Genomic DNA, 21,754 nt, shown 5'->3' on the forward strand with positions numbered 1-21,754 from the left:
GCCGTCAGGGCCGTCGGTGACCCACGTACCAGACCGCCGCGAGCACTCCGCGAACACATTTCAGCAGGTCAGGGCGCTTGTCAGTGGCTGGGTGCAGGATGGACGCATGGTCAGCTCCACGCATCGAGCCCTCGACGGCTTCTCCCCCGCGACCCGCGGCTGGTTCACGGGGGCCTTCTCCGCGCCCACCGCGGCCCAGGCCGGCGCGTGGGCGGCCATCGGTGCGGGCTCGGACGTCCTTGTCGTCGCCCCGACCGGCTCCGGCAAGACCCTGGCCGCGTTCCTCGCCGCGCTCGACCAGCTGGCCTCGGCCCCGCCGCCGGCCGACCCCAAGAAGCGCTGCCGGGTGCTGTACGTGTCACCGCTCAAGGCCCTCGCGGTGGACGTGGAGCGCAACCTGCGCAGCCCGCTGACCGGTATCCGGCAGGAGTCGGTCCGGCTCGGGCTGCCCGAGCCCGAGGTGAAGGTGGGCATCCGCTCCGGCGACACCCCGCCCGCCGAGCGCCGCGCCCTGGCCACCCGCCCCCCGGACATCCTGATCACCACCCCCGAGTCGCTGTTCCTGATGCTCACCTCGGCCACTCGCGACGCGCTCACGGGCATCGAGACGGTGATCCTGGACGAGGTGCACGCCGTCGCGGGCACCAAGCGCGGCGCTCACCTCGCGCTCACCCTGGAGCGCCTCGACGAGCTGCTGCCCAAGCCGGCCCGCCGCATCGGCCTCTCCGCCACCGTGCGTCCGGTGGACGAGGTCGCGCGCTATCTCTCGCCCCAGCGCAAGGTGGAGATCGTCCAGCCGCCCTCCGGCAAGGAATTCGACCTCTCCGTGGTCGTCCCGGTCGAGGACCTGGGCGAACTGGGCGGCTCCCCGGTCGCCGACGGCAAGGAGGGAGCCGAAAAGCCCTCCATCTGGCCACACGTCGAGGAACGGATCGCCGACCTCGTCCAGGCCCACCGCTCGACGATCGTGTTCGCCAACTCCCGCCGCCTGGCGGAGCGACTCTGCAACCGGCTGAACGAGATCGCGTACGAGAGGGCGACCGGCCAACCCCTTGAAGAAGCCCATGCCCCGGCCGAGTTGATGGGCGGCTCGGGCGCCGCCCAGGGAGCCCCGCCGGTGATCGCCCGCGCCCACCACGGCTCGGTCTCCAAGGAGCAGCGTACCCTCGTCGAGGAGGACCTCAAGGCAGGCCGTCTGCCCGCCGTGGTCGCCACCTCCAGCCTCGAACTCGGCATCGACATGGGCGCGGTGGACCTCGTCATCCAGGTCGAGTCACCCCCGTCCGTGGCCTCCGGACTCCAGCGCGTGGGCCGCGCCGGCCACCAGGTGGGGGCGGTCTCCACCGGTGTCGTCTTCCCCAAGTACCGGGGCGACCTCGTGCAGGCCGCCGTGGTCACCGAGCGGATGCGCACCGGCTCCATCGAGTCCCTCCGGGTCCCGGCCAACCCCCTGGACGTGCTGGCCCAGCAGATCGTCGCGATGACCGCCCTCGACACCTGGCAGGTCGACGACCTGCTCGCCACGGTCCGCCGGGCGGCACCCTTCGCATCGCTCCCGGAGTCGGCGTTCACAGCCGTGCTCGACATGCTCGCGGGCCGCTATCCGTCCGACGCCTTCGCGGAGTTGCGGCCCCGGGTCGTATGGGACCGCATCGCCGGTACGGTCACCGGGCGCCCCGGCGCGCAGCGCCTCGCCGTCACCTCCGGGGGCACGATTCCCGACCGCGGGCTTTTCGGGGTCTTCCTCGCGGGAGCCGACCCCAAGAAGGGAGGCGGCAGAGTCGGCGAACTCGACGAGGAGATGGTCTACGAGTCCCGCGTCGGCGATGTCTTCACACTCGGCACCAGCTCCTGGCGCATCGAGGACATCACGCGCGACCGCGTCCTGGTCTCCCCCGCACCCGGCGTTCCCGGCAGGCTCCCCTTCTGGAAGGGCGACCAGCTCGGCCGCCCACTCGAACTGGGCCGCGCGGTCGGCGCGTTCCTCCGAGAGGTGGGCTCCCTCCCCAAGGAGGACGCCCGGCTCCGCCTGCTCACCGCTGGCCTGGACGCCTGGGCAGCGGACAACGTGCTCTCGTACCTCGCCGAACAGCGCGAGGCGTGCGGTCACATCCCGGACGACCGCACCATCGTCGTCGAGCGGTTCCGCGACGAGCTGGGCGACTGGCGAGTCGTCGTGCACTCCCCCTTCGGCGCCCAGGTCCACGCTCCCTGGGCCCTTGCACTCGGCGCCAAGCTCTCCGAGCGCTATGGCATGGACGCCCAGGTCATGCACGCGGACGACGGCATCGTGCTGCGGCTGCCCGACGCCGACCTGATGGGCCTCGACCTGCTCGACCAGGCGCCCACGAAGGCGGGCACCGAGTACGACGCCGAGCAGGCGCCCGTCGGCGCCGCGGACGTCGCCCTCGACAAGGGCGACGTCAACCAGATCGTCACCGACCAGGTGGGCGGCTCGGCCCTGTTCGCGTCCCGTTTCCGCGAGTGCGCGGCCCGGGCACTGCTGCTGCCGCGCCGCAGCCCCGGAAAGCGCACCCCGCTGTGGCAGCAGCGGCAGCGCGCCGCCCAACTGCTCGAAGTGGCAAGCGAGTACGGCTCGTTCCCGATCGTCCTGGAGGCCGTTCGCGAATGCCTCCAGGATGTCTTCGACGTCCCTGGCCTCACAGAGCTGATGGGCGACATCGAGTCCCGCAAGGTGCGCCTGGTCGAGGTCACCACCCCGGAGCCCTCGCCGTTCGCCCGCTCCCTGCTCTTCGGATACGTCGCCCAGTTCCTGTACGAGGGCGACTCCCCCCTCGCCGAGCGGCGCGCCGCCGCGCTGTCCCTGGACTCACGGCTCCTCGCCGAGCTTCTCGGACAGGCCGAGCTGCGCGAGTTGCTCGACGCCGACGTCCTGGCCGAACTGGAGCGGGAGCTCCAGTGGCTCACCGAGGACCGCCGGGTCAAGGACGCCGAAGGCGTCGCCGACCTGCTGCGCCTGCTCGGCCCGCTCACGGAAGCCGAGCTGGCCGAGCGCGGCGCCGAGGCGCAGTGGGCCCAGGAGTTGGCCGCCTCCCGCCGCGCCATCCGCGTCCGGATCGCCGGGGCCGACCACTGGGCCGCGATCGAGGACGCGGGCCGGCTGCGTGACGCACTCGGTACGGCCCTGCCCGTCGGTGTCCCGGAGGCCTTCACCGAGCCGGTCAAGGACCCGCTCGGCGACCTCCTCGCGCGGTACGCGCGCACCCACGGCCCGTTCACGTCGACGACGGCCGCCGCCCGCTTCGGGCTCGGCACGGCCGTCACGGACGGCGCCCTGCATCGGCTCGCCGCGGCCGGACGCGTCGTACAAGGGGAGTTCCACCCGGCGGGCATCGGTCAGGAGTGGTGTGACGCGGCGGTCCTGCGCAGACTGCGGCGCCGTTCGCTCGCGGCGCTGCGCCATGAACTGGAGCCGGTGCCGCCCGCCGCGCTGGCGCAGTTCCTGCCGCAATGGCAGCACATCGGCAGCGGGCACGGGCTGCGCGGCATCGACGGACTGGTGCGCGCCATCGAGCAGTTGCAGGGCGCGTCCGTTCCCGCGTCCGCGCTGGAGAAGCTGGTCCTGCCGTCCCGGGTCACCGGTTACGCCCCCGCGCTGCTCGACGAGCTCACCGCCGCCGGAGAGGTCGTCTGGGCCGGGGCCGGGTCACTGCCGGGCAAGGACGGTTGGGTCTCGCTGTACCTGGCGGACGCGGCTCCGCTGCTCCTGTCCTCCCCGCACCCCCTGGAGACGACCGCGCTCCACGAATCCATCCTGGGCGCTCTCTCCGGGGGCTACGGTCTCTTCTTCCGCCAGATCGCCGACCAGGTCCGGGCGACCACGCATCCCGACGTCACCGACCCTCAACTCGCCGACGCGGTCTGGGACCTGGCTTGGTCCGGACGGCTCACGAACGACACGCTCGCGCCCATGCGCTCCCTGCTGGGCTCGGGCCGCACCGCCGGGTCCACGGCCCACCGCGCCAAACGCTCGATCCCACGCGGCCGCTACGGCTCCCTGACCGGCGCCGCGCGCCCCCAGTCCCGTACCGGCCCGCCGACCGTGGCAGGCCGCTGGTCCCTGCTCCCCGACCGCGAGCCCGACCTGACGGTGCGCGCCCACGCCCTGGCCCGGACCCTGCTCGACCGGCACGGCGTGGTGACCCGGGGTGCGGTCGCCGCGGAGGGTGTCGAGGGCGGCTTCTCCGCGATCTACCGCATCCTGTCCGCCTTCGAGGACAGCGGCCAGGCACGGCGTGGATACGTGGTCGAAGGACTCGGCGCGGCCCAGTTCGCGATGGACGGCGCGGTCGACCGCCTGCGCGCGGCGGCGAACGCCCGGGACCGCGGCGAAGCCCTGTCCGAACCGGACCTCTCGAACGGTTTCCCTGTCCAGTACGCCTTCCCAGGCAACCGCGGCCCGGCGAGCACCCCGGCCTTCCCCAGCGGCCTCGACCCGACGGACCCGCTCAACTTCCCCGACGCCCCCAGCCATCCCCACGATCTCGGCGACCCCGGCGACTTCCGCGACCCGGGGAACTTCGACCCGGCAAGCTCCGACTTCCCGCCCACCAGCGGCCTCACCGAAGACCACAGCTTCTCCGCCGATGCGGCCGACCCCGACTTCTCAGCCCGCGCCGCCTCCCCCGACAGCCCCGGCCTCCCGAACAACCGCCCCCGCTCCCACACCCGTGCCACCACCCAGGCCGTCGTCCTCGCCGCCGCCGACCCCGCCAACGCCTACGGCGCGGCCCTCCCCTGGCCCGAGCCGCCGACCGGTGCCGGGCACAAGCCCGGCCGCAAAGCGGGCTCCCTGGTCGTGCTCGTGGACGGCGAGCTGACGCTGTACATGGAACGCGGCGGCAAGACCCTGCTGGCCTGGCCCTCCGACCCGGACGGCGCGGTCACACAGGACGCCCGCCTGAGCGCCGCCGCCGAGACCCTCGCCACAGCGGCCCGAGCCGGCTCCCTCGGCACGGTCACGGTGGAGCGCGTCAACGGCGTCTCTTCCCTGACATCCCCTTTCGGCACCCTCCTGGAAGGAGCAGGCTTCATCGCGACCCCCCGCGGACTGCGCCTCCGCGCCTAGCGCCCCAGGAACCACAGCGCCCTCGGCACAGGCCCAAGTCCCCCACCCCCCGACATGCCACCCTGGAGCCATGCCCGAAGGAGACACCGTCTGGCAAGCCGCGAGGCGGCTGCACCTCGCCCTCGCCGGCAAAGTGCTGATCCGCTCAGACCTACGGGTGCCGAGGTACGCCACCTCCGACCTCACCGGCCGCACCGTCCTGGATGTGACCCCGCGCGGCAAGCACCTCCTCACCCGGATCGAGGGCGGGCTGACCCTGCACTCACATCTGCGGATGGACGGTTCGTGGAAGGTGTACGCGAACGGGCAACGCTGGAGCGGTGGCCCCGCCCACCAGATCCGGGCCATCCTCGGCACCGCGGACCGCACGGCCGTCGGCTACCGGCTCCCCGTACTGGAGCTGCTCCGCACCGCCGACGAGGACCGAGCCGTGGGGCACCTGGGCCCCGACCTCCTGGGCCCCGACTGGGACCCGGACAGCGCCCTGGAAAACCTGCTGCGCGACCCGGTCCGCCCCCTCGGCGAAGCCCTGCTCGACCAGCGCAATCTCGCCGGCATCGGCAACGTCTACAAGAGCGAGCTGTGCTTCCTCCTCGGCGTCACCCCCTGGCTCCCCATCGGCGCTCTCCCCGCCCACCGCGCCATCCACCTGCCCGCCCTCGCCAAGAAGCTCCTCGAATCCAACCGCGACCGCCCGGCCCGCAACACCACGGGCCTCGGCGCCCAGGGACACAGCGCAACAGGGCGCGACCAGAACCTCTTCGTGTACGGCCGCGCACCCCGCCCCTGTCTGCGCTGCCGCACCCCGATCCGCGCGGCCGACCAGGGTGACGGCTCCCGCGAGCGCCCCACCTACTGGTGCCCGACGTGCCAAGCGGGCCCCGCCCCGGCACCGGGCACCGCCAAACCCCGCACGAGTCCTCGACGTACAACTAATTGACGACCCGTCAGAAACCCTCGTACCGTCCCTTCATGCCCCTCAAGGCGTACGACCTCACCGGACGCACCGCATTCGTCACCGGCGCCGCCAGCGGCATCGGCCGCGCTTCCGCCGTACTGCTCGCAGAGGCGGGCGCCACGGTCCACTGCGCCGACCGCGACGCGCAGGGCCTGCATGAGACCGCGACCCTGATCAAGGGTCAGGGCGGCACCGCCCACACCCACCCGCTCGACGTCACCGACCGCGACCAGCTCAGGCAGGCAGTCAGATCCTGCGAACGCCTCGACGTCATGGCAGCGGTCGCCGGGATCATGCACAGCAGCCCCGTCCTGGAGACCAGGGACGAGGACCTCGACCGTGTGCTGAGGGTCAACTTCAAGGGTGTGCTGTACGCCTGCCAGGAAGCGGCCCACGCGATGATCGCGACCGGTACCCGCGGCAGCATCATCACAATGGCCTCGGGCGCCGTCGACACGGGCGGCCCCGGCCTGCTCTGCTACGGCGCCGCGAAGGCAGCGGTCGTCCAGTTGACGAAGACGCTGGCGACCGAGATCGGCCCGCACGGCATCCGTGTCAACGCGGTGGCGCCCGGCTGGATCCGCACCCCGATGACCGACCGGCACAACGGGGAGGAGCAGGCGCACACCGAGGCGTTCATGGCCCGGCTGTCCCCACTGGGCCGCGTCGGCGAACCGGAGGACATCGCCCACGCCGTGCTGCACCTCGCCTCCGACGCCTCGGCGTTCACGACAGGCCAGATCCTCCGGCCCAACGGCGGCGTGGCGATGCCTTGGTAGCCCGCACTCAGGAAACCGGGTGCCGGACCCTCACCGCACACCCTGCGCACGCCTCTCGCGCGCCCCGCGCCCCCGAGCAGCCCTGCGCCCCTGCCACGCCTCCCACCACCGATCGGACCCAACGGCCCCCGCCGCCCGCGCCTTCGCCACACAGTGCACCGGAAGCAGGCTCAGCCCCCATCCGCCGGCCGCGACCGCCCCCTCCAGAACCCCCGCGTCAGGCACCAGTGCGAGCCGGAGCACGCTCCACCACCACAGCCCGCCGAGCCCCAGAACCGCCCCCCAACGCACTATCCGCCCCGCCATGGCCAACACCTCCAGCCGGACGCTAGAACACCACCCTCACGCCCGACAGGGCGCACCAGCAGCACACAGGCGCATCCCGGGCCACCGCAGCGGACAGGTCACCGGTTCTCCGCCTGGACGTTCTCCGCCTGGAACATCCAATGGTGCTTCTCCAGATCCGCCGTGATCCCGATGAAGATGTCCTGGCTCACCGGATCCGGGTCCCCGGTCGCCGCCACCCGTTCCCGCATCCGCGTGATCACCGCGCTCAGCGCGTCCACGAGCGCCCCTACGGCGTCGGTGTCCTTGACCCAGCCCTCGGGAGTCGAGCCGATGCCGCTGCTGGAGGCCACGGTCGCGGCCCGCCCGTCGGGCGAGACGCCCAGAGTCGAGGCCCGCTCCGCCACGGTGTCGGAGTGCAGGCGGGCGGTGTCCACGACCTCGTCGAGCTGGAGGTGGACGGAGCGGAAGCGCGGTCCGACCACGTTCCAGTGGATCTGCTTCGCCACGAGGGAGAGGTCGATCAAGTCGACCAGTGCGCCCTGCAGTGCCTCGGACACGGTCTTCAGGTCCGCGTCGGACAGCGAGCTTTTGACGACGTACATCAGAATCCTCCGATTCTTTACGACCTCACCAACCATTGCATATATGGCCAATTTGGGTCACTCGAAGGAAAGCGAAAGCCCCGGTCGGGGCCTCCAGGTCTCCCTGGAGGCCCCGACCGGGGCTTCACACACATTCTCAGTTCATGAGCGTCAGGCGGCGACGACGTCGACAGCCTCGGCAGGCGCCTTGATCGTGACCCGTTCCGGTGGCACACCGGTCACCGAGACGGAATTGAGCATCGGGCGACGCACCGGTGCGGGCACCGGTTCGGTGGCCGCAGCCGACCGTGCCAGCTCGGCGAGAGCGAGCTCGTCGCTCACTTCCCGCATGAGCTCGGACATCCGTACGTCCAACGCGTCGCAGATCGCGGAGAGCAGCTCGGAGGATGCCTCCTTCTGCCCCCGCTCCACCTCGGAGAGATAGCCGAGTGAGACTCGGGCGGACGAGGAGACTTCGCGCAGAGTACGGCCCTGGCGCTGGCGCTGCCGACGCAGCACGTCACCAAGCAGGCGACGGAGCAGAATCATCGGTGGCTCCCTCCTCGGACCGCGTAGCCGCATCCTTCACGCCCCACCGTACCGCCTTGCGCCGCGGCCGTGCGGGGAGCGATGTCGTGTTCACTCAGGGCTGCAAACATCAAAACCCCCCGTTCTGTTCCGTATCCTGTGCCCGCTCATTCCCGGTCTGTTCGCCCGCAAGCCCCTTCAAGAGCAGTGCGAGTACGCTCCGTGCACTCTCCATACGGATTTCCGCACGGCCGCCGTTCAACCGCAGCGGTACGACTTTCCCGCCACCAGTTGCGTCAAATACCGCGTCCGGCGGCCCTACGACGGCCACGAAAACCGTGCCGACGGGCTGTCCGTCCTGGGGTTCAGGCCCTGCGACACCGGTCGTCGCGATGCCCCAGTCCGCACCGAGAGCCTTCCGCACTCCGGCCGCCATCTGGGCCGCGACCTGCGGATCCACCGCACCGCGCTCGGCCAGCAGAGTGGCGTCGACACCGAGCAGTTCGTGCTTGAGCTCGGTGGCGTACGCGGTCACGGAGCCCCGGAACGCCCTGGACGCCCCAGGCACCGCTGTGATCTCCGTCGCCACCAGGCCACCGGTGAGCGACTCGGCCACGGCAAGCGTCTCGCCCCTCACCGTGAGTAGTCGAAGCACTTCAGTGGCCAGGGAATTCACCGCTCCGCCTCCTGGGCGGCCGCCAGGCGCTCGGCGATTCCGCTCCTGCGGAGCACAATGGCCTGTCTCACATAGTCGAGCCCGGTGACCACGGTCAGGACGACCGCCACGGCCATCACCCACCATCTCAGGGTGGCCAGCGGGCCTGTCAGCGCCAGGACGTACATCCCGACCGCCGTGCCCTGCACCAGCGTCTTCAGCTTGCCGCCGCGGCTCGCCGGGATGACCCCGTAACGGATCACCACGAAACGCAGCAGGGTGATCCCGAGCTCACGCCCGAGGATCACCCCCGTCACCCACCACGGCAGATCTCCGAGATAGGACAGACAGATCAGCGCCGCACCCATGATCGCCTTGTCGGCGATGGGGTCGGCGATCTTCCCGAAATCGGTGACGAGGTTGTACGTGCGCGCCAGATGGCCGTCGAAGATGTCGGTGATCATGGCGACGGCGAAGGCCGCCCAGGCCCACGCGCGCATGGCGGGGTCGTACCCGCCGTCGGCCAGCATCAGGGCCACGAAGCCGGGCACGAGGACGAGCCGGATCATGGTCAGGATGTTGGCGATGTTCCAGAGGCTGGCCTGGTTGACGGCCGCAGCGCCCAGCTTCCCGGCCCGCACCGGCTTGGCGCCCCCCGGAGCGCCGGGAGCGCCCGCCGCACCTTTCGTGCTGGGGGAGCCGCCCGCCGCGGATGCCGGGACTCCGGTCATCTGCCCGCCTCCTCAGTACACGGGAGCGAGCCCAGGAGCGGCTCGGCCACCAGGTCGACACCTTCCGTACCGACCACCTTGGCCTCGACGATACGGCCGACCGTCAAACCTTCGCTGCTCGTGAACAGCACCTGGCCGTCCGTCTCGGGCGCCTGGTGCTCGGCGCGCCCGAAGGCGCCTTCCGGCGAGTCGACCGACTCCACAAGGACGTGCACGGTCTCCCCGACGCGCTCCTCGGCCCGCTGCGAGACAAGCTCCTCGGCCAGCCGGGAGACACGCGCGAGCCGCTCGGCGACGACGTCCTCGTCGAGCTTGTGCTCGTACGTCGCCGCCTCGGTGCCGTCCTCGTCCGAGTACCCGAAGACACCGATCGCGTCGAGCCGCGCACCCGTGAGGAAGCGCTCCAGCTCCGCGAGGTCGGCCTCGGTCTCGCCCGGGAAGCCCACGATGAAGTTGGACCGCACACCGGCCTGCGGGGCCTTGGAACGGATCGTGTCGAGCAGCTCCAGGAAGCGGTCGGTGTCACCGAAGCGCCGCATCGCGCGCAGCACGTCGGGCGCGGAGTGCTGGAAGGAGAGGTCGAAGTAGGGCGCGATGTTCGGCGTCGAGGTGAGGACGTCGATGAGTCCGGGACGCATCTCGGCCGGCTGCAGGTAGCTGACCCGCACGCGCTCGATGCCCTCGATCTCCGCCAGCTCGGGCAGCATCGTCTCCAGGAGGCGGATGTCGCCGAGGTCCTTGCCGTACGAGGTGTTGTTCTCGGAGACCAGCATGACCTCCTTGACGCCCTGCTCGGCCAGCCAGCGGGTCTCGTTGAGCACGTCGCTCGGGCGGCGCGAGATGAACGAACCGCGGAAGGACGGGATGGCGCAGAAGGAGCAGCGCCGGTCGCAGCCCGAGGCGAGCTTCACCGAGGCGACGGGCGAGCCGTCGAGACGGCGCCGCAGGGGCGCACGGGGGCCGGACTCGGGCGCGACGCCCTCAGGAAGGTCCGAGGGAGCACCGTGGCCGGGAAGAGCCACCTCTTCGCCCGCGCTCTGCCGCTCGGCCGGGCTGATCGGCAGCAGCTTGCGGCGGTCGCGCGGGGTGTGCGCGGCGTGGATGCCGCCGTTCAGGATGGTCTGGAGGCGGTCGGAGATGTCGGCGTAGTCGTCGAAGCCGAGTACGCCGTCGGCCTCGGGCAGCGCCTCGGCGAGCTCCTTGCCGTACCGCTCGGCCATGCAGCCCACGGCCACGACGGCCTGGGTTCTCCCGTGGCCCTTGAGATCATTGGCTTCGAGGAGGGCGTCGACGGAGTCCTTCTTGGCGGCCTCGACGAAGCCACAGGTGTTGACGACGGCTACGTCCGCGTCCTCGGCGTCCTCCACGAGTTGCCAGCCGTCCGCCTCCAAGCGGCCTGCGAGCTCCTCCGAGTCCACCTCGTTACGGGCGCAGCCAAGGGTGACGAGTGCGACGGTACGGCGTTCAGGCATGGGCTCAAGACTACTTCGTCCCGCTGACAGCCCACGTCGACGGGGTTGGCCGATCTTGGCCAACCCCGTGCCCGCATGTCCCTTGAGCCGCTTATCCGACCTCGGGGTCGCCCTTCGTGTACGTCAGGCGTTCGACCTGGCCGGGCTGGAACTCGTCCTTGATTTCCTTGCCGTTCACGTGCAGCTGGATGGCGCCGGCGTCACCCAGGACCAGATCGATCTTCTCCTGGTCCTGGAAGGTCTTGGACTGGCCCTGCTCCAGGAGACCGTCGAAGAGCAGCCGCCCGTTGTGGTCCTTGGCGGAGATCCAGCTGCGCCCGTCGGGGGCGCTCACCTGGACGGTCACCTTGTCCTGCGGGGCGGCCGCGATGGCGCTGTCGGACGGCTTCGGGTCGGCGGGCTTGGTGACGGTCGGCTTGGGCGCAGGTTTGCTGGCGGTCGGCGTGGACCCCTCGGCGACCTGCGTCTTCGCGTCGCTCCCGCTGTCGCCGCCCTTGACCACGGTGAAACCGACGAAGCCGATCACCGCGACGATCGCGGCGACCATGGCGGCGGTCCAGTTCGGTCCGCGCCGCTCGGGACGGATACGTTCCGCCTCGAAGAGCGGTGCGGCCGGCGTCGGCGCGGGGCGACCGCCGTGCTCGGCGTCGTAGCGCGCGAGCAGCGGGGCCGGATCAATATGGACGGCGCGTGCCAGGGTCCGGATGTGACCGCGCGCGTAGACATCGCCACCGCAGGGGGCGAAGTCGTCCTGCTCGATCGAGTGCACGATGGCGATACGGACCCGAGTGGCATTGCTGACGTCATCGACCGTCAGCCCGGCTTCGACACGGGCCTGCCGCAGGGCACGGCCGATCGAAGGCTGCTCTGCCGCACGGTCGTCTTCGAACGGACGCTCGTCTTCGGGGGGGTTGCCGTCGGGGGAATTGCCGATGGACACGGGGGCGCCTTTCGAGCGTGTAGCCACCTGTGCTGGAGGTTCAGTTTAGGGGGGGTAAGAAAGGATGGGGCAACCGGGCGGTGGGACTTCTTACGCCATCAGAATGGCCGGTCATCCTGATGTTGGGACATGTACGTGTCCCCTCCCTCAACTTGACGTACGCCGAAGGGAAACGGTTGCCCTCTGTTCCCTTACGGGTGAGTCACGTTCGGATACCCATCTGCGGCGAACCCACTCGTACGGGGACCGACCTGTCCCGTTTCCCTACGCTTCAGCTTCCCCACGAATCACGGCGAGCACTCCATCCAGCTCATCAGCCTTCACAAGAACGTCACGCGCCTTGGAGCCCTCGCTCGGTCCGACGATGCCGCGGGACTCCATGAGGTCCATCAGGCGCCCCGCCTTGGCGAAGCCGACGCGCAGCTTGCGCTGGAGCATCGAGGTGGACCCGAACTGGGTGGAGACGACCAGTTCGGCGGCCTGGCACAGCAGGTCGAGGTCGTCGCCGATGTCCTCGTCGATCTCCTTCTTCTGCTTGGTGCCCACCGTGACGTCGTCCCGGAAGACCGGCGCCATCTGGTCCTTGCAGTGCTGCACGATCAACGCGACCTCGCCCTCGGTCACGAAGGCGCCCTGCATACGGGTCGGCTTGTTGGCCCCCATCGGCAGGAACAGCCCGTCGCCCTTGCCGATCAGCTTCTCGGCACCCGGCTGGTCGAGGATGACGCGGCTGTCGGCGAGCGAGGAGGTGGCGAAGGCGAGCCGGGACGGCACGTTCGCCTTGATCAGACCGGTGACGACATCGACGGACGGCCGCTGCGTGGCCAGCACCAGGTGGATGCCGGCCGCACGCGCGAGCTGCGTGATGCGCACGATGGAGTCCTCGACGTCCCGCGGCGCGACCATCATCAGGTCCGCGAGCTCGTCGACGATCACCAGCAGATACGGGTACGGGCTCAGCTCGCGCTCACTGCCCTCGGGCAGCTTCACCTTGCCGTTCCTGATGGCCTCGTTGAAGTCGTCGATGTGCCGGTACCCGAACGCCGCGAGGTCGTCGTAGCGCAGATCCATCTCCCGTACGACCCACTGCAGCGCCTCGGCGGCCCGCTTGGGGTTGGTGATGATCGGTGTGATCAGGTGCGGGATGCCCTCGTACGCGGTCAGTTCGACGCGCTTGGGGTCGACGAGGACCATGCGCACGTCCTCGGGGGTCGCGCGCACCATGACGGACGTGATCAGGCAGTTGATGCATGACGATTTGCCGGAACCGGTCGCTCCGGCCACCAGGACGTGCGGCATCTTCGCAAGGTTGGCCATCACATAGCCGCCCTCGACGTCCTTGCCGAGCGCGACCAGCATCGGGTGGTCGTCCTCGGCGGCGTCGGCCAGCCGCAGCACGTCACCCAGGTTGACCATCTCGCGGTCGGTGTTCGGGATCTCGATGCCGACCGCCGACTTGCCGGGGATCGGGCTGATGATCCGGACGTCGGGGCTGGCGACGGCGTACGCGATGTTCTTGGCCAGCGCCGTGATCCGCTCGACCTTCACGGCGGGGCCGAGCTCGACCTCGTACCGGGTGACCGTCGGACCGCGCGTGAAGCCGGTGACGGCGGCGTCGACCTTGAACTCCATGAAGACGTTCGAGAGCGAGGCGACGACCGCGTCGTTGGCGGCGCTGCGCGTCTTGCCGGGGCCGCCGCGCTCCAGGAGGTCGAGCGACGGCAGGGAGTACGAGATGTCGCCGGAGAGCTGGAGTTGCTCCGCGCGCGGGGGCAGCTCACGGGGTGCGTCGGGCGCAGCCTTGGTGAGGTCGGGCACGACGGGCTCGACCTTGAGCATCTCCTGCTTGGGCCGCTTGGCCCCAGGGACGGCCTTGGCACGCGCGGCCGGCACCGGCGTGGTCTCCTCGTACCCGTCCCGCTCCACGCGGACGCCCTGCGTCAGATCGGCGACCAGCGGCGAGGGCGGCATCCCGTGCAGCACGGCCCCGTCGAGCGCGGCAGCGGCGGCCGCGGCGACGTCCACCGCGTCCATCGGCCGGTTCATGTCGGGCTGTTGCATGGCGGGCCGCCTGGGGCGGCCACGGCGCTTGGTGAGCGCCTCCTGCTCGGCGCTGTCGGGGTCGTACGCCTCAGGGGCGCGAGAGCGCCTCCTGGAGCGCGCGGGGAGCGCCTCGCGCCACTGCTCGTCGTAACGCTCGTCGTCCTCCCCGAGGCCGTCCTCGTCCTCGTCGGCCTGGACGATGCCCAGCTTCTGGCCCAGCAGCCGCAGCCGCTGCGGAATCGCGTTGACCGGAGTCGCCGTGACGACGAGCAGGCCGAAGATCGTGAGCAGCACCAGGAGCGGCACGGCGAGGACGTCGCCCATCGTGTACGTCAGCGGGGTGGACGCGCCCCAGCCGATGAGCCCTCCGGCGTCCCTTATGGCCTGCATGCCGTCGCTGCGCGCGGGCGCCCCGCACGCGATGTGGACCTGGCCCAGCACTCCGATGACGAGCGCGGACAGGCCGATCACGATGCGGCCGTTCGCCTCGGGCTTCTCGGGATGCCGGATGAGCCGGGCCGCGATGACGCCGAGCAGTATCGGGACCAGCAGGTCGAGGCGGCCGAAGGCGCCGGTGACCAGCATCTCGACGAGATCGCCCACCGGGCCCTGCAGGTTGGACCAGGTTCCCGCGGCGGTGATCAGCGCCAGGCCGAGCAGCAGCAGCGCTACACCGTCCTTGCGGTGCGCCGGGTCGAGCCCCTTCGCTCCCCGCCCTATGCCACGGAACATCGCCCCGACGGCGTGCGCGACCCCCAGCCAGAGGGCGCGGACGAGTTTGTACACACCCGCGGTCGGATTGGGTGCCGGCGCGGGTGCGGGCTTCTTCGCCGCGGCCTTCTTGGCAGGCGCCTTCTTCGCGGCGGCCTTTTTCGCGGGGGCCTTCGTCGGAGCGGCCGCCTTCTTCGCGGGCGGCTTCTTGGCTGCGGACTGACGTGAGGCCATGTGTGTGAGGTTACCGGTGGAGACGACAGCGGACACGTGTGCCTACTGCTTCACCCGTTCGTGTCGCCCGGACCCGAGCCCGAAACTGACGCCGATTCACCGGCCTTGCACTGCTTGGCACCCGCGACCGCACTGGTGGCGACACCCGGCCAGGGGTACGCCCACTCTCCGGCCGGCCCGCTCAGTTCTGCGACGGCACCGAAGCCGCGCCACTCCCCGTACCCGGCTCCAACGCGTCCAGCGCCCTGCGCAACCCCGTGAGTTTGCGTTCGAGATGGGCCGCGGTCGCCACCGCCGCCGCGTCCGCCGAGTCGTCGTCGAGCTGCTTGGACAGCGCCTCTGCCTGCTCCTCAACGGCCGCGAGCCGCGCGGAGAGTTCGGCGAGCAGCCCGGCGGGCTCCTTGGCCTCGCCCAGCGTCGCCTTGCCGCCACCCTCCAACTGGAGCCGCAGCAGCGCCGCCTGCTCCCGGAGTTGGCAGTTCTTCATGTAGAGCTCGACGAAGACGGAGACCTTCGCGCGCAGCACCCATGGGTCGAACGGCTTGGAGATGTAGTCCACCGCACCTGCCGCATATCCCCGGAAGGTGTGATGCGGGCCATGGTTGATGGCGGTGAGGAAGATGATCGGGATGTCCCGGGTCCGTTCTCGCCGCTTGATGTGCGCGGCGGTTTCGAAACCGTCCATGCCCGGCATCTGGACGTCCAGCAAAATGACCGCGAAGTCGTCCGTGAGTAGTGCTTTGAGCGCTTCCTCCCCGGACGATGCCCGCACCAGTGTCTGATCGAGCGCGGAGAGGATCGCCTCCAGCGCCAGCAGATTCTCCGGCCGGTCATCGACCAGGAGGATCTTGGCCTTCTGCACCATGGCCCGCCCTCCTCGCCCCGGCAGTGCACCGGGCGCCGCCCCAGGGGACGACTCCGTTGCGCCGCCCGTCCTTGTGCCGGTCATGGTAGCCGCACCCCGCCTGTCGCCACACCCTGTCACCGCGATGTCACTGTGCACGTAGCAGAAACGTAGCGGGAGACCAGAAGGTTCCCCGAATCCCGTACTTCTACACGGCGTCGGCCACAGTCAGTTATGCGAGAACGAGCGGCCGGACAACGGTCCCGACAAGAGAATGTCACTGTTCACGCATCCACTGCTCCATCACCGAGAGCAGATGATCGGGATCGACCGGCTTGGTCACGTAGTCGGAAGCGCCCGACTCGATGGCCTTCTCCCGGTCGCCCTTCATCGCCTTCGCCGTGAGCGCGATGATCGGCAGCCCCGCGAACTGCGGCATCCGGCGAATCGCCGTCGTCGTCGCGTAGCCGTCCATCTCCGGCATCATGATGTCCATCAGCACGACCGTCACATCGTCGTGCTGCTCCAGGACTTCGATGCCCTCGCGCCCGTTCTCCGCGTACAGCACCGAGAGGCCGTGCTGCTCCAGCACACTGGTCAGCGCGAACACGTTGCGGATGTCGTCGTCGACGATCAGCACCTTCTCGCCCTCGAACCGGATCCCGCGGCGCGGCTGCGGCGCCGCGTCCTGCCGGCCCCCTGGCACCCACTGCTCCTGAGCCGCGCCCGAGGAGCCGTCCGGCTGCCTCGTCAGCGCGCTCGGCTGCTCGGCCGTGGACACCGTCCTGCGGCGCCGCCGGAAGAGCGCGGCGGGCCCGTTCTGGGTGTCCTGGTACGACCTCACCTCGGCCGGCGTCTCGATGCCGGCCGAGGCCAGCTCCGCCTCTGAGGCGAGCAACTCCCCGGCCTCCAGCGCCGGCGCGAGCTGCCCATAGCCCTGGGGCGGCAGTTCGCTGGGGTGCAGGGGCAAATACAGCGTGAACGTGGAGCCACGTCCGGGCTCGCTCTGCGCGTGGATCTCGCCGCCCAACAGCCGCGCGATCTCCCGCGAGATGGAGAGCCCGAGGCCCGTACCGCCGTACTTGCGGCTCGTCGTGCCGTCCGCCTGCTTGAAGGCCTCGAAGATCACCCTCATCTTGCTGGCCGCGATCCCGATGCCGGTGTCCGTCACGGAGAACGCGATCAGGTCGGCGTCCGCGTCCCGCAGCGAACCCGCCTCCAGGAGCTGCTCCCGAATGGCCACCGGAACCTCCGCGCCGGCGGGCCTGATCACCAGCTCGACCGCTCCGGAGTCGGTGAACTTCACCGCGTTGGACAGCAGGTTGCGCAGCACCTGGAGGAGGCGCTGTTCGTCGGTGTGCAGCGTGGCGGGCAGTTCCGGCGACACACGTACGGAGAAGTCGAGGCCCTTCTCTGCCGTCAGCGGACGGAAAGTGGCCTCTACGTAGTCGACGAGTTGGACCAGCGCGATGCGTGTCGGGGACACGTCCATCTTGCCCGCCTCGACCTTCGACAGATCGAGGATGTCGTTGATCAGCTGGAGCAGGTCCGAGCCCGCGCCGTGGATCGTCTCGGCGAACTCCACCTGCTTCGGGGTGAGGTTCGAGTCCGCGTTGTCGGCGAGCAGCTTGGCCAGGATCAGCAGGGAGTTGAGCGGCGTACGCAGCTCGTGCGACATGTTCGCCAGGAACTCGCTCTTGTAGCGCATCGAGACGGCGAGCTGCTCGGCGCGCTCCTCCAGGACCTGCCGGGCTTCCTCGATCTCGGTGTTCTTGACCTCGATGTCGCGGTTCTGCTGGGCGAGCTGCTCGGCCTTCTCCTCCAACTGTGCGTTGGAGTCCTGGAGTGCCTTCTGCCGGCTCTCCAACTCGGCCGACCGCTCCTGGAGCTGCTCGGTCAGCTCCTGCGACTGCTTCAGCAGCACCTCCGTCTTGGTGTTGACGGAGATGGTGTTGACGCTCGTCGCGATCATCTCGGCGATCTGGTTGAGGAAGTCCTTCTGGATCTGCGTGAACGGCGTGAAGGACGCCAGCTCGATGACGCCGAGCACGGTCGCTTCGAAGAGCACCGGAAGGACGATCACCTGCGCCGGCGGCGCCTCACCGAGCCCGGAGGAGATCTTCAGGTAGCCGCTCGGAGCGTTCTCCACGAGGATCGTGCGCTTCTCCTTGGCGGCCGTCCCGATCAGCGCCTCACCGGGCCGGAAGGAGGTCGGCATGGAGCCCATCGAGTAGCCGTACGACCCGAGCATCCGCAGCTCGTACGCGTCCTCGTCCTCGGCCGTCGCGTCCTTGCCGTCGACGAGCGGCATGGAGAGGAAGAACGCACCGTGCTGCGCGGCGACGACAGGGGTCAGCTCGCTCATGATCAGCGAGGCCACGTCGTCGAGGTCGCGGCGGCCCTGCATCAGGGCGGAGATGCGGGCGAGGTTGCCCTTGAGCCAGTCCTGCTCCTTGTTGGCGATGGTGGTGTCGCGCAGGTTGGCGATCATCTTGTTGATGTAGTCCTGCAGCTCCTGCATCTCGCCGGAGGCGTCCACGTCGATCTTCAGGTTCAGGTCGCCGCGGGTCACCGCGGTCGCCACGCGCGCCATGGCACGCACCTGCCGGGTGAGGTTCCCGGCCATCTCGTTCACGGACTCCGTGAGGTCGCGCCAGGTGCCGTCGACGTCACGTACCCGCGCCTGGCCGCCCAGCTGGCCTTCCGTGCCCACCTCGCGGGCGACTCGGGTGACCTCCTCGGCGAAGGAGGACAGCTGGTCGACCATCGTGTTGATGGTGGTCTTGAGCTCCAGCATCTCGCCGCGCGCGTCGATGTCGATCTTCTTGGTCAGATCACCCTTCGCGATGGCCGTGGTGACCATCGCGATGTTGCGCACCTGGCCGGTGAGGTTCGACGCCATGCCGTTCACGGACTCGGTGAGGTCCTTCCACGTGCCGGCGACCCCCGGTACGTGCGCCTGGCCGCCGAGGATGCCGTCCGTGCCCACCTCGCGGGCCACCTTGGTGACCTGGTCGGCGAACGAACTCAGCGTCTTCACCATCGTGTTGACGGTGTCGGCGAGCTGGGCGACCTCACCGCTCGCCTCGACGGTGACCGTCTTGGTGAGGTCACCGTTGGCCACCGCGGCCGCGACCTGCGAGATGTTCCGCACCTGGTTGGTCAGGTTGTTGGCCATCACGTTGACGTTGTCGCTCAGGTCCTTCCAGATGCCCGTGACACCCGGCACCCGCGCCTGGCCGCCCAGGTTGCCCTCGGTGCCCACCTCGCGGGCCACCAGGGTCACCTGCTCGGCGAAGTTGGACAGCTGGTCGACCATCGTGTTGACGGTGGTGACGAGTTCGAGGATCTCGCCCTTCGCGTCGACGGTGATCTTCTTCGAGAGGTCACCCTTGGCGACCGCCGTCGTGACCTCGGCGATGTTCCGCACCTGAATGGTGAGGTTGTTCGCCATGAAGTTCACCGACTGGGTGAGGTCCTTCCAGGTGCCGGAGACACCCTGCACCTCGGCCTGGCCGCCCAACTGCCCCTCGGTGCCCACCTCGCGGGCCACCCGCGTCACCTGCTCGGCGAAGTTCGAGAGCTGGTCCACCATCGTGTTGAGGGTGTTCTTCAGCTCCAGGATCTCGCCGCGCGCGTCCACGTCGATCTTCTGCGACAGGTCACCGCGGGCCACCGCAGTCGCGACCTGCGCGATGTTCCGCACCTGAGCGGTGAGGTTGCCCGCCATGCCGTTCACGGAGTCCGTCAGGTCACGCCACACACCGGCGACACCGGGCACCTGCGCCTGCCCGCCGAGCCGCCCCTCCGTACCCACGTCACGCGCCACCCGCGTCACCTGGTCCGCGAAGGCGGAGAGCTGGTCGACCATCGTGTTGATGGTGTTCTTCAGCTCCAGGATCTCGCCGCGCGCGTCCACGTCGATCTTCTGGGAGAGATCGCCCCGGGCCACAGCGGTCGTGACCTGCGCGATCTGCCGTACCTGCGAAGTCAGGTTCCCCGCCATGAAGTTGACGGAGTCGGTGAGTTCCTTCCACGTACCCGATACGCCGTCCACGCGGGCCTGACCGCCGAGGCGGCCCTCGGTGCCCACGTCCCGGGCCATCCGCGTGACCTGGTCGGCGAACGAGGACAGCTGATCCACCATGGTGTTCACGGTGTTCTTCAGCTGAAGCATCTCGCCGGAGACATCGACGGTGACCTTCTGCGACAGATCGCCGTTGGCGACCGCCGTCGTCACCTGCGCGATGTTGCGGACCTGACCGGTCAGGTTCCGGAAGGCCGTGTTGACCGAGTCCGTCAGGTCCTTCCACGTACCCGCCGCGCCCGGCACCTGCGCCTGCCCGCCCAGTTCACCCTCGACACCGATCTCGCGCGCCACGCGCGTGACCTCGGCACCGAAGGACGACAGCTGGTCGACCATCGTGTTGACGGTGTTCTTCAGCTCCAGCATCTCGCCGGCGACCTCGACGCTGACCTTCTGCGAGAGGTCACCGTTGGCCACGGCCGTCGTCACCGCGGCGATGTCGCGCACCTGAGTGGTCAGGTTCCGGAAGACCGTGTTGACGGAGTCCGTCAGGTCCTTCCAGGTACCCGCCGCACCCGGCACGTTCGCCTGCCCGCCGAGCCGCCCCTCGCCACCGACCTCATTCGCGACGCGCGTGACCTCGTCGGCGAACGTCCGCAGCGTCTCGGTCATCTGGTTGATGGTCTCGGCGAGCTGCGCCACCTCACCACGCGCGGAAACCGTCACCTTCTGTGACAGATCACCGCTGGCGACCGCTGTCGTGACCTGCGCGATCCCGCGCACCTGGGCCGTCAGATTCCCGGCCATAAGATTCACCGAATCGGTGAGGTCTTTCCACACACCCGCCACACCCGGCACCTGCGCCTGACCGCCGAGCTCACCCTCCGTACCCACCTCGCGCGCGACTCGCGTCACCTCGGAGGAGAACGAAGAGAGCTGGTCCACCATCGTATTGACGGTTTCCTTCAGCTCCAGCATCTCGCCGGCCACGTGAACCGTGACCTTCCGGGACAAGTCACCCTTGGCGACCGCCGTCGTCACGAGAGCGATGTCACGCACCTGAGCCGTCAGCCGGTACGCCATGGTGTTGACCGAGTCCGTGAGGTCCTTCCACGAACCGGACATACCGCGCACCCGGGCCTGCCCGCCCAGTTTGCCCTCGGTACCCACCTCGCTGGCCACTCGCGTGACCTCGTCGGTGAACGTCGACAACTGGTCGACCAGGTTGTTGACCGTGCGCCCGACCTTGAGGAACTCACCGCGCAGCGGGTGCCCGTTCCCGTCCGCCGCCTGCGCCCGCAGGTCCATCCGCGGCGACAGATCGCCCTCCGCCACCGCCGACAGCACCCGGCCGACCTCGGAGACGGGCCGTACGAGATCGTCGACGAGCGCGTTCGAGGCGTCGATCGCGGCCGCCCAGGACCCCTCGGAGGCCCCCGCTTCCAGCCGTTCCGTGAGCTTTCCCTCACGCCCGACCATGCGCCGCACCCGCGACAACTCACCCGTCAGATGCAGATTCCGGTCGGCCACCTCGTTGAAAACCGCCGCGATCTCGGACATCACGCCGTCGCCGGAGACCGTGAGCCGCTTGCGGAAGTTTCCGTCCCGCATCGACACCAGGGCTGCCATCAGCCGGTTCAGCGCAGCGGTATCCACCTCGGTGGTGCCGTTGCGCGGTGGGCGCTGGTTGTTCAGGGACCGTCCGCCTTTCGCGCGCGTCTCAGTGCCCCGCGTCGCTGCGCCAGACTCCACTGTGTCCCTCCCACAAGGGTCGACCATTACTGCTTGGCGTACTCGGGTACTACTGCTCGGCGTTCTGGAAGGCACTCACCCTGCCCGGACCTTCTCCTGAAGCTTGCCCAGTGTTTCACCAT

Annotated in this window: 13 protein-coding genes; 3 read left to right on the forward strand and 10 right to left on the reverse strand. The window is 69.7% G+C overall.

Annotated elements, in window-relative coordinates:
• Nucleotides 1-106: 106 nt before the first annotated feature.
• From OG266_RS11455 to OG266_RS11465, 3 genes are all read left to right on the forward strand, one after another.
• Entirely contained in the window at nt 107-5,089 is a 4,983-nt protein-coding gene (locus tag OG266_RS11455; protein WP_371545230.1) for an ATP-dependent helicase, read from the forward strand.
• A 70-nt stretch (nt 5,090-5,159) separates the two neighbouring features.
• Entirely contained in the window at nt 5,160-6,029 is an 870-nt protein-coding gene (locus OG266_RS11460) for an Fpg/Nei family DNA glycosylase (protein WP_371545233.1), read from the forward strand.
• Nucleotides 6,030-6,061: 32 nt separating this feature from the next.
• The gene (locus tag OG266_RS11465) at nt 6,062-6,826 is read left to right on the forward strand and encodes an SDR family NAD(P)-dependent oxidoreductase (RefSeq protein ID WP_326720310.1); all 765 of its coding nucleotides are present in this window, start codon (nt 6,062-6,064) and stop codon (nt 6,824-6,826) included.
• Nucleotides 6,827-6,856: 30 nt separating this feature from the next.
• Here OG266_RS11465 and OG266_RS11470 read toward each other — a convergent pair whose 3' ends face one another.
• The 10 genes from OG266_RS11470 to OG266_RS11515 form a co-directional block, all read right to left on the reverse strand.
• The gene (locus tag OG266_RS11470) at nt 6,857-7,132 is read right to left on the reverse strand and encodes a hypothetical protein (RefSeq protein WP_371545236.1); all 276 of its coding nucleotides are present in this window, start codon (nt 7,130-7,132) and stop codon (nt 6,857-6,859) included.
• A 98-nt stretch (nt 7,133-7,230) separates the two neighbouring features.
• The gene (locus OG266_RS11475) at nt 7,231-7,716 is read right to left on the reverse strand and encodes a Dps family protein (RefSeq protein WP_266474404.1); all 486 of its coding nucleotides are present in this window, start codon (nt 7,714-7,716) and stop codon (nt 7,231-7,233) included.
• A 150-nt stretch (nt 7,717-7,866) separates the two neighbouring features.
• Entirely contained in the window at nt 7,867-8,244 is a 378-nt protein-coding gene (locus OG266_RS11480; RefSeq protein ID WP_266474405.1) for a helix-turn-helix domain-containing protein, read from the reverse strand.
• Nucleotides 8,245-8,353: 109 nt separating this feature from the next.
• Entirely contained in the window at nt 8,354-8,899 is a 546-nt protein-coding gene (locus tag OG266_RS11485; RefSeq protein ID WP_326720312.1) for a CinA family protein, read from the reverse strand.
• Nucleotides 8,896-9,609, reverse strand: a complete 714-nt coding sequence (gene pgsA, locus OG266_RS11490; protein ID WP_266474409.1) for a CDP-diacylglycerol--glycerol-3-phosphate 3-phosphatidyltransferase — start codon at nt 9,607-9,609, stop codon at nt 8,896-8,898. The genes OG266_RS11485 and pgsA overlap by 4 nt, the downstream gene beginning before the upstream one ends.
• Nucleotides 9,606-11,081: a 30S ribosomal protein S12 methylthiotransferase RimO gene (rimO, locus tag OG266_RS11495; protein ID WP_329545181.1), complete on the reverse strand. Its 1,476-nt coding sequence runs from the start codon at nt 11,079-11,081 to the stop codon at nt 9,606-9,608. The genes pgsA and rimO overlap by 4 nt, the downstream gene beginning before the upstream one ends.
• 91 nt (nt 11,082-11,172) lie before the next feature.
• On the reverse strand, nt 11,173-12,021 hold the full coding sequence (locus OG266_RS11500) for a RodZ domain-containing protein (RefSeq protein ID WP_329545182.1): 849 nt from the start codon (nt 12,019-12,021) through the stop codon (nt 11,173-11,175).
• A 264-nt stretch (nt 12,022-12,285) separates the two neighbouring features.
• On the reverse strand, nt 12,286-15,009 hold the full coding sequence (locus OG266_RS11505) for a DNA translocase FtsK (protein ID WP_266474414.1): 2,724 nt from the start codon (nt 15,007-15,009) through the stop codon (nt 12,286-12,288).
• A gap of 181 nt (nt 15,010-15,190) precedes the next feature.
• The gene (locus OG266_RS11510; RefSeq protein WP_266474415.1) at nt 15,191-15,874 is read right to left on the reverse strand and encodes a two-component system response regulator; all 684 of its coding nucleotides are present in this window, start codon (nt 15,872-15,874) and stop codon (nt 15,191-15,193) included.
• A 256-nt stretch (nt 15,875-16,130) separates the two neighbouring features.
• The gene (locus tag OG266_RS11515; protein WP_371545239.1) at nt 16,131-21,632 is read right to left on the reverse strand and encodes a HAMP domain-containing protein; all 5,502 of its coding nucleotides are present in this window, start codon (nt 21,630-21,632) and stop codon (nt 16,131-16,133) included.
• Between the last annotated feature and the right edge of the window lie 122 nt (nt 21,633-21,754).

The sequence above is a fragment of the Streptomyces sp. NBC_00554 genome, from assembly GCF_041431135.1.
Classification (GTDB): Bacteria; Actinomycetota; Actinomycetes; order Streptomycetales; family Streptomycetaceae; genus Streptomyces.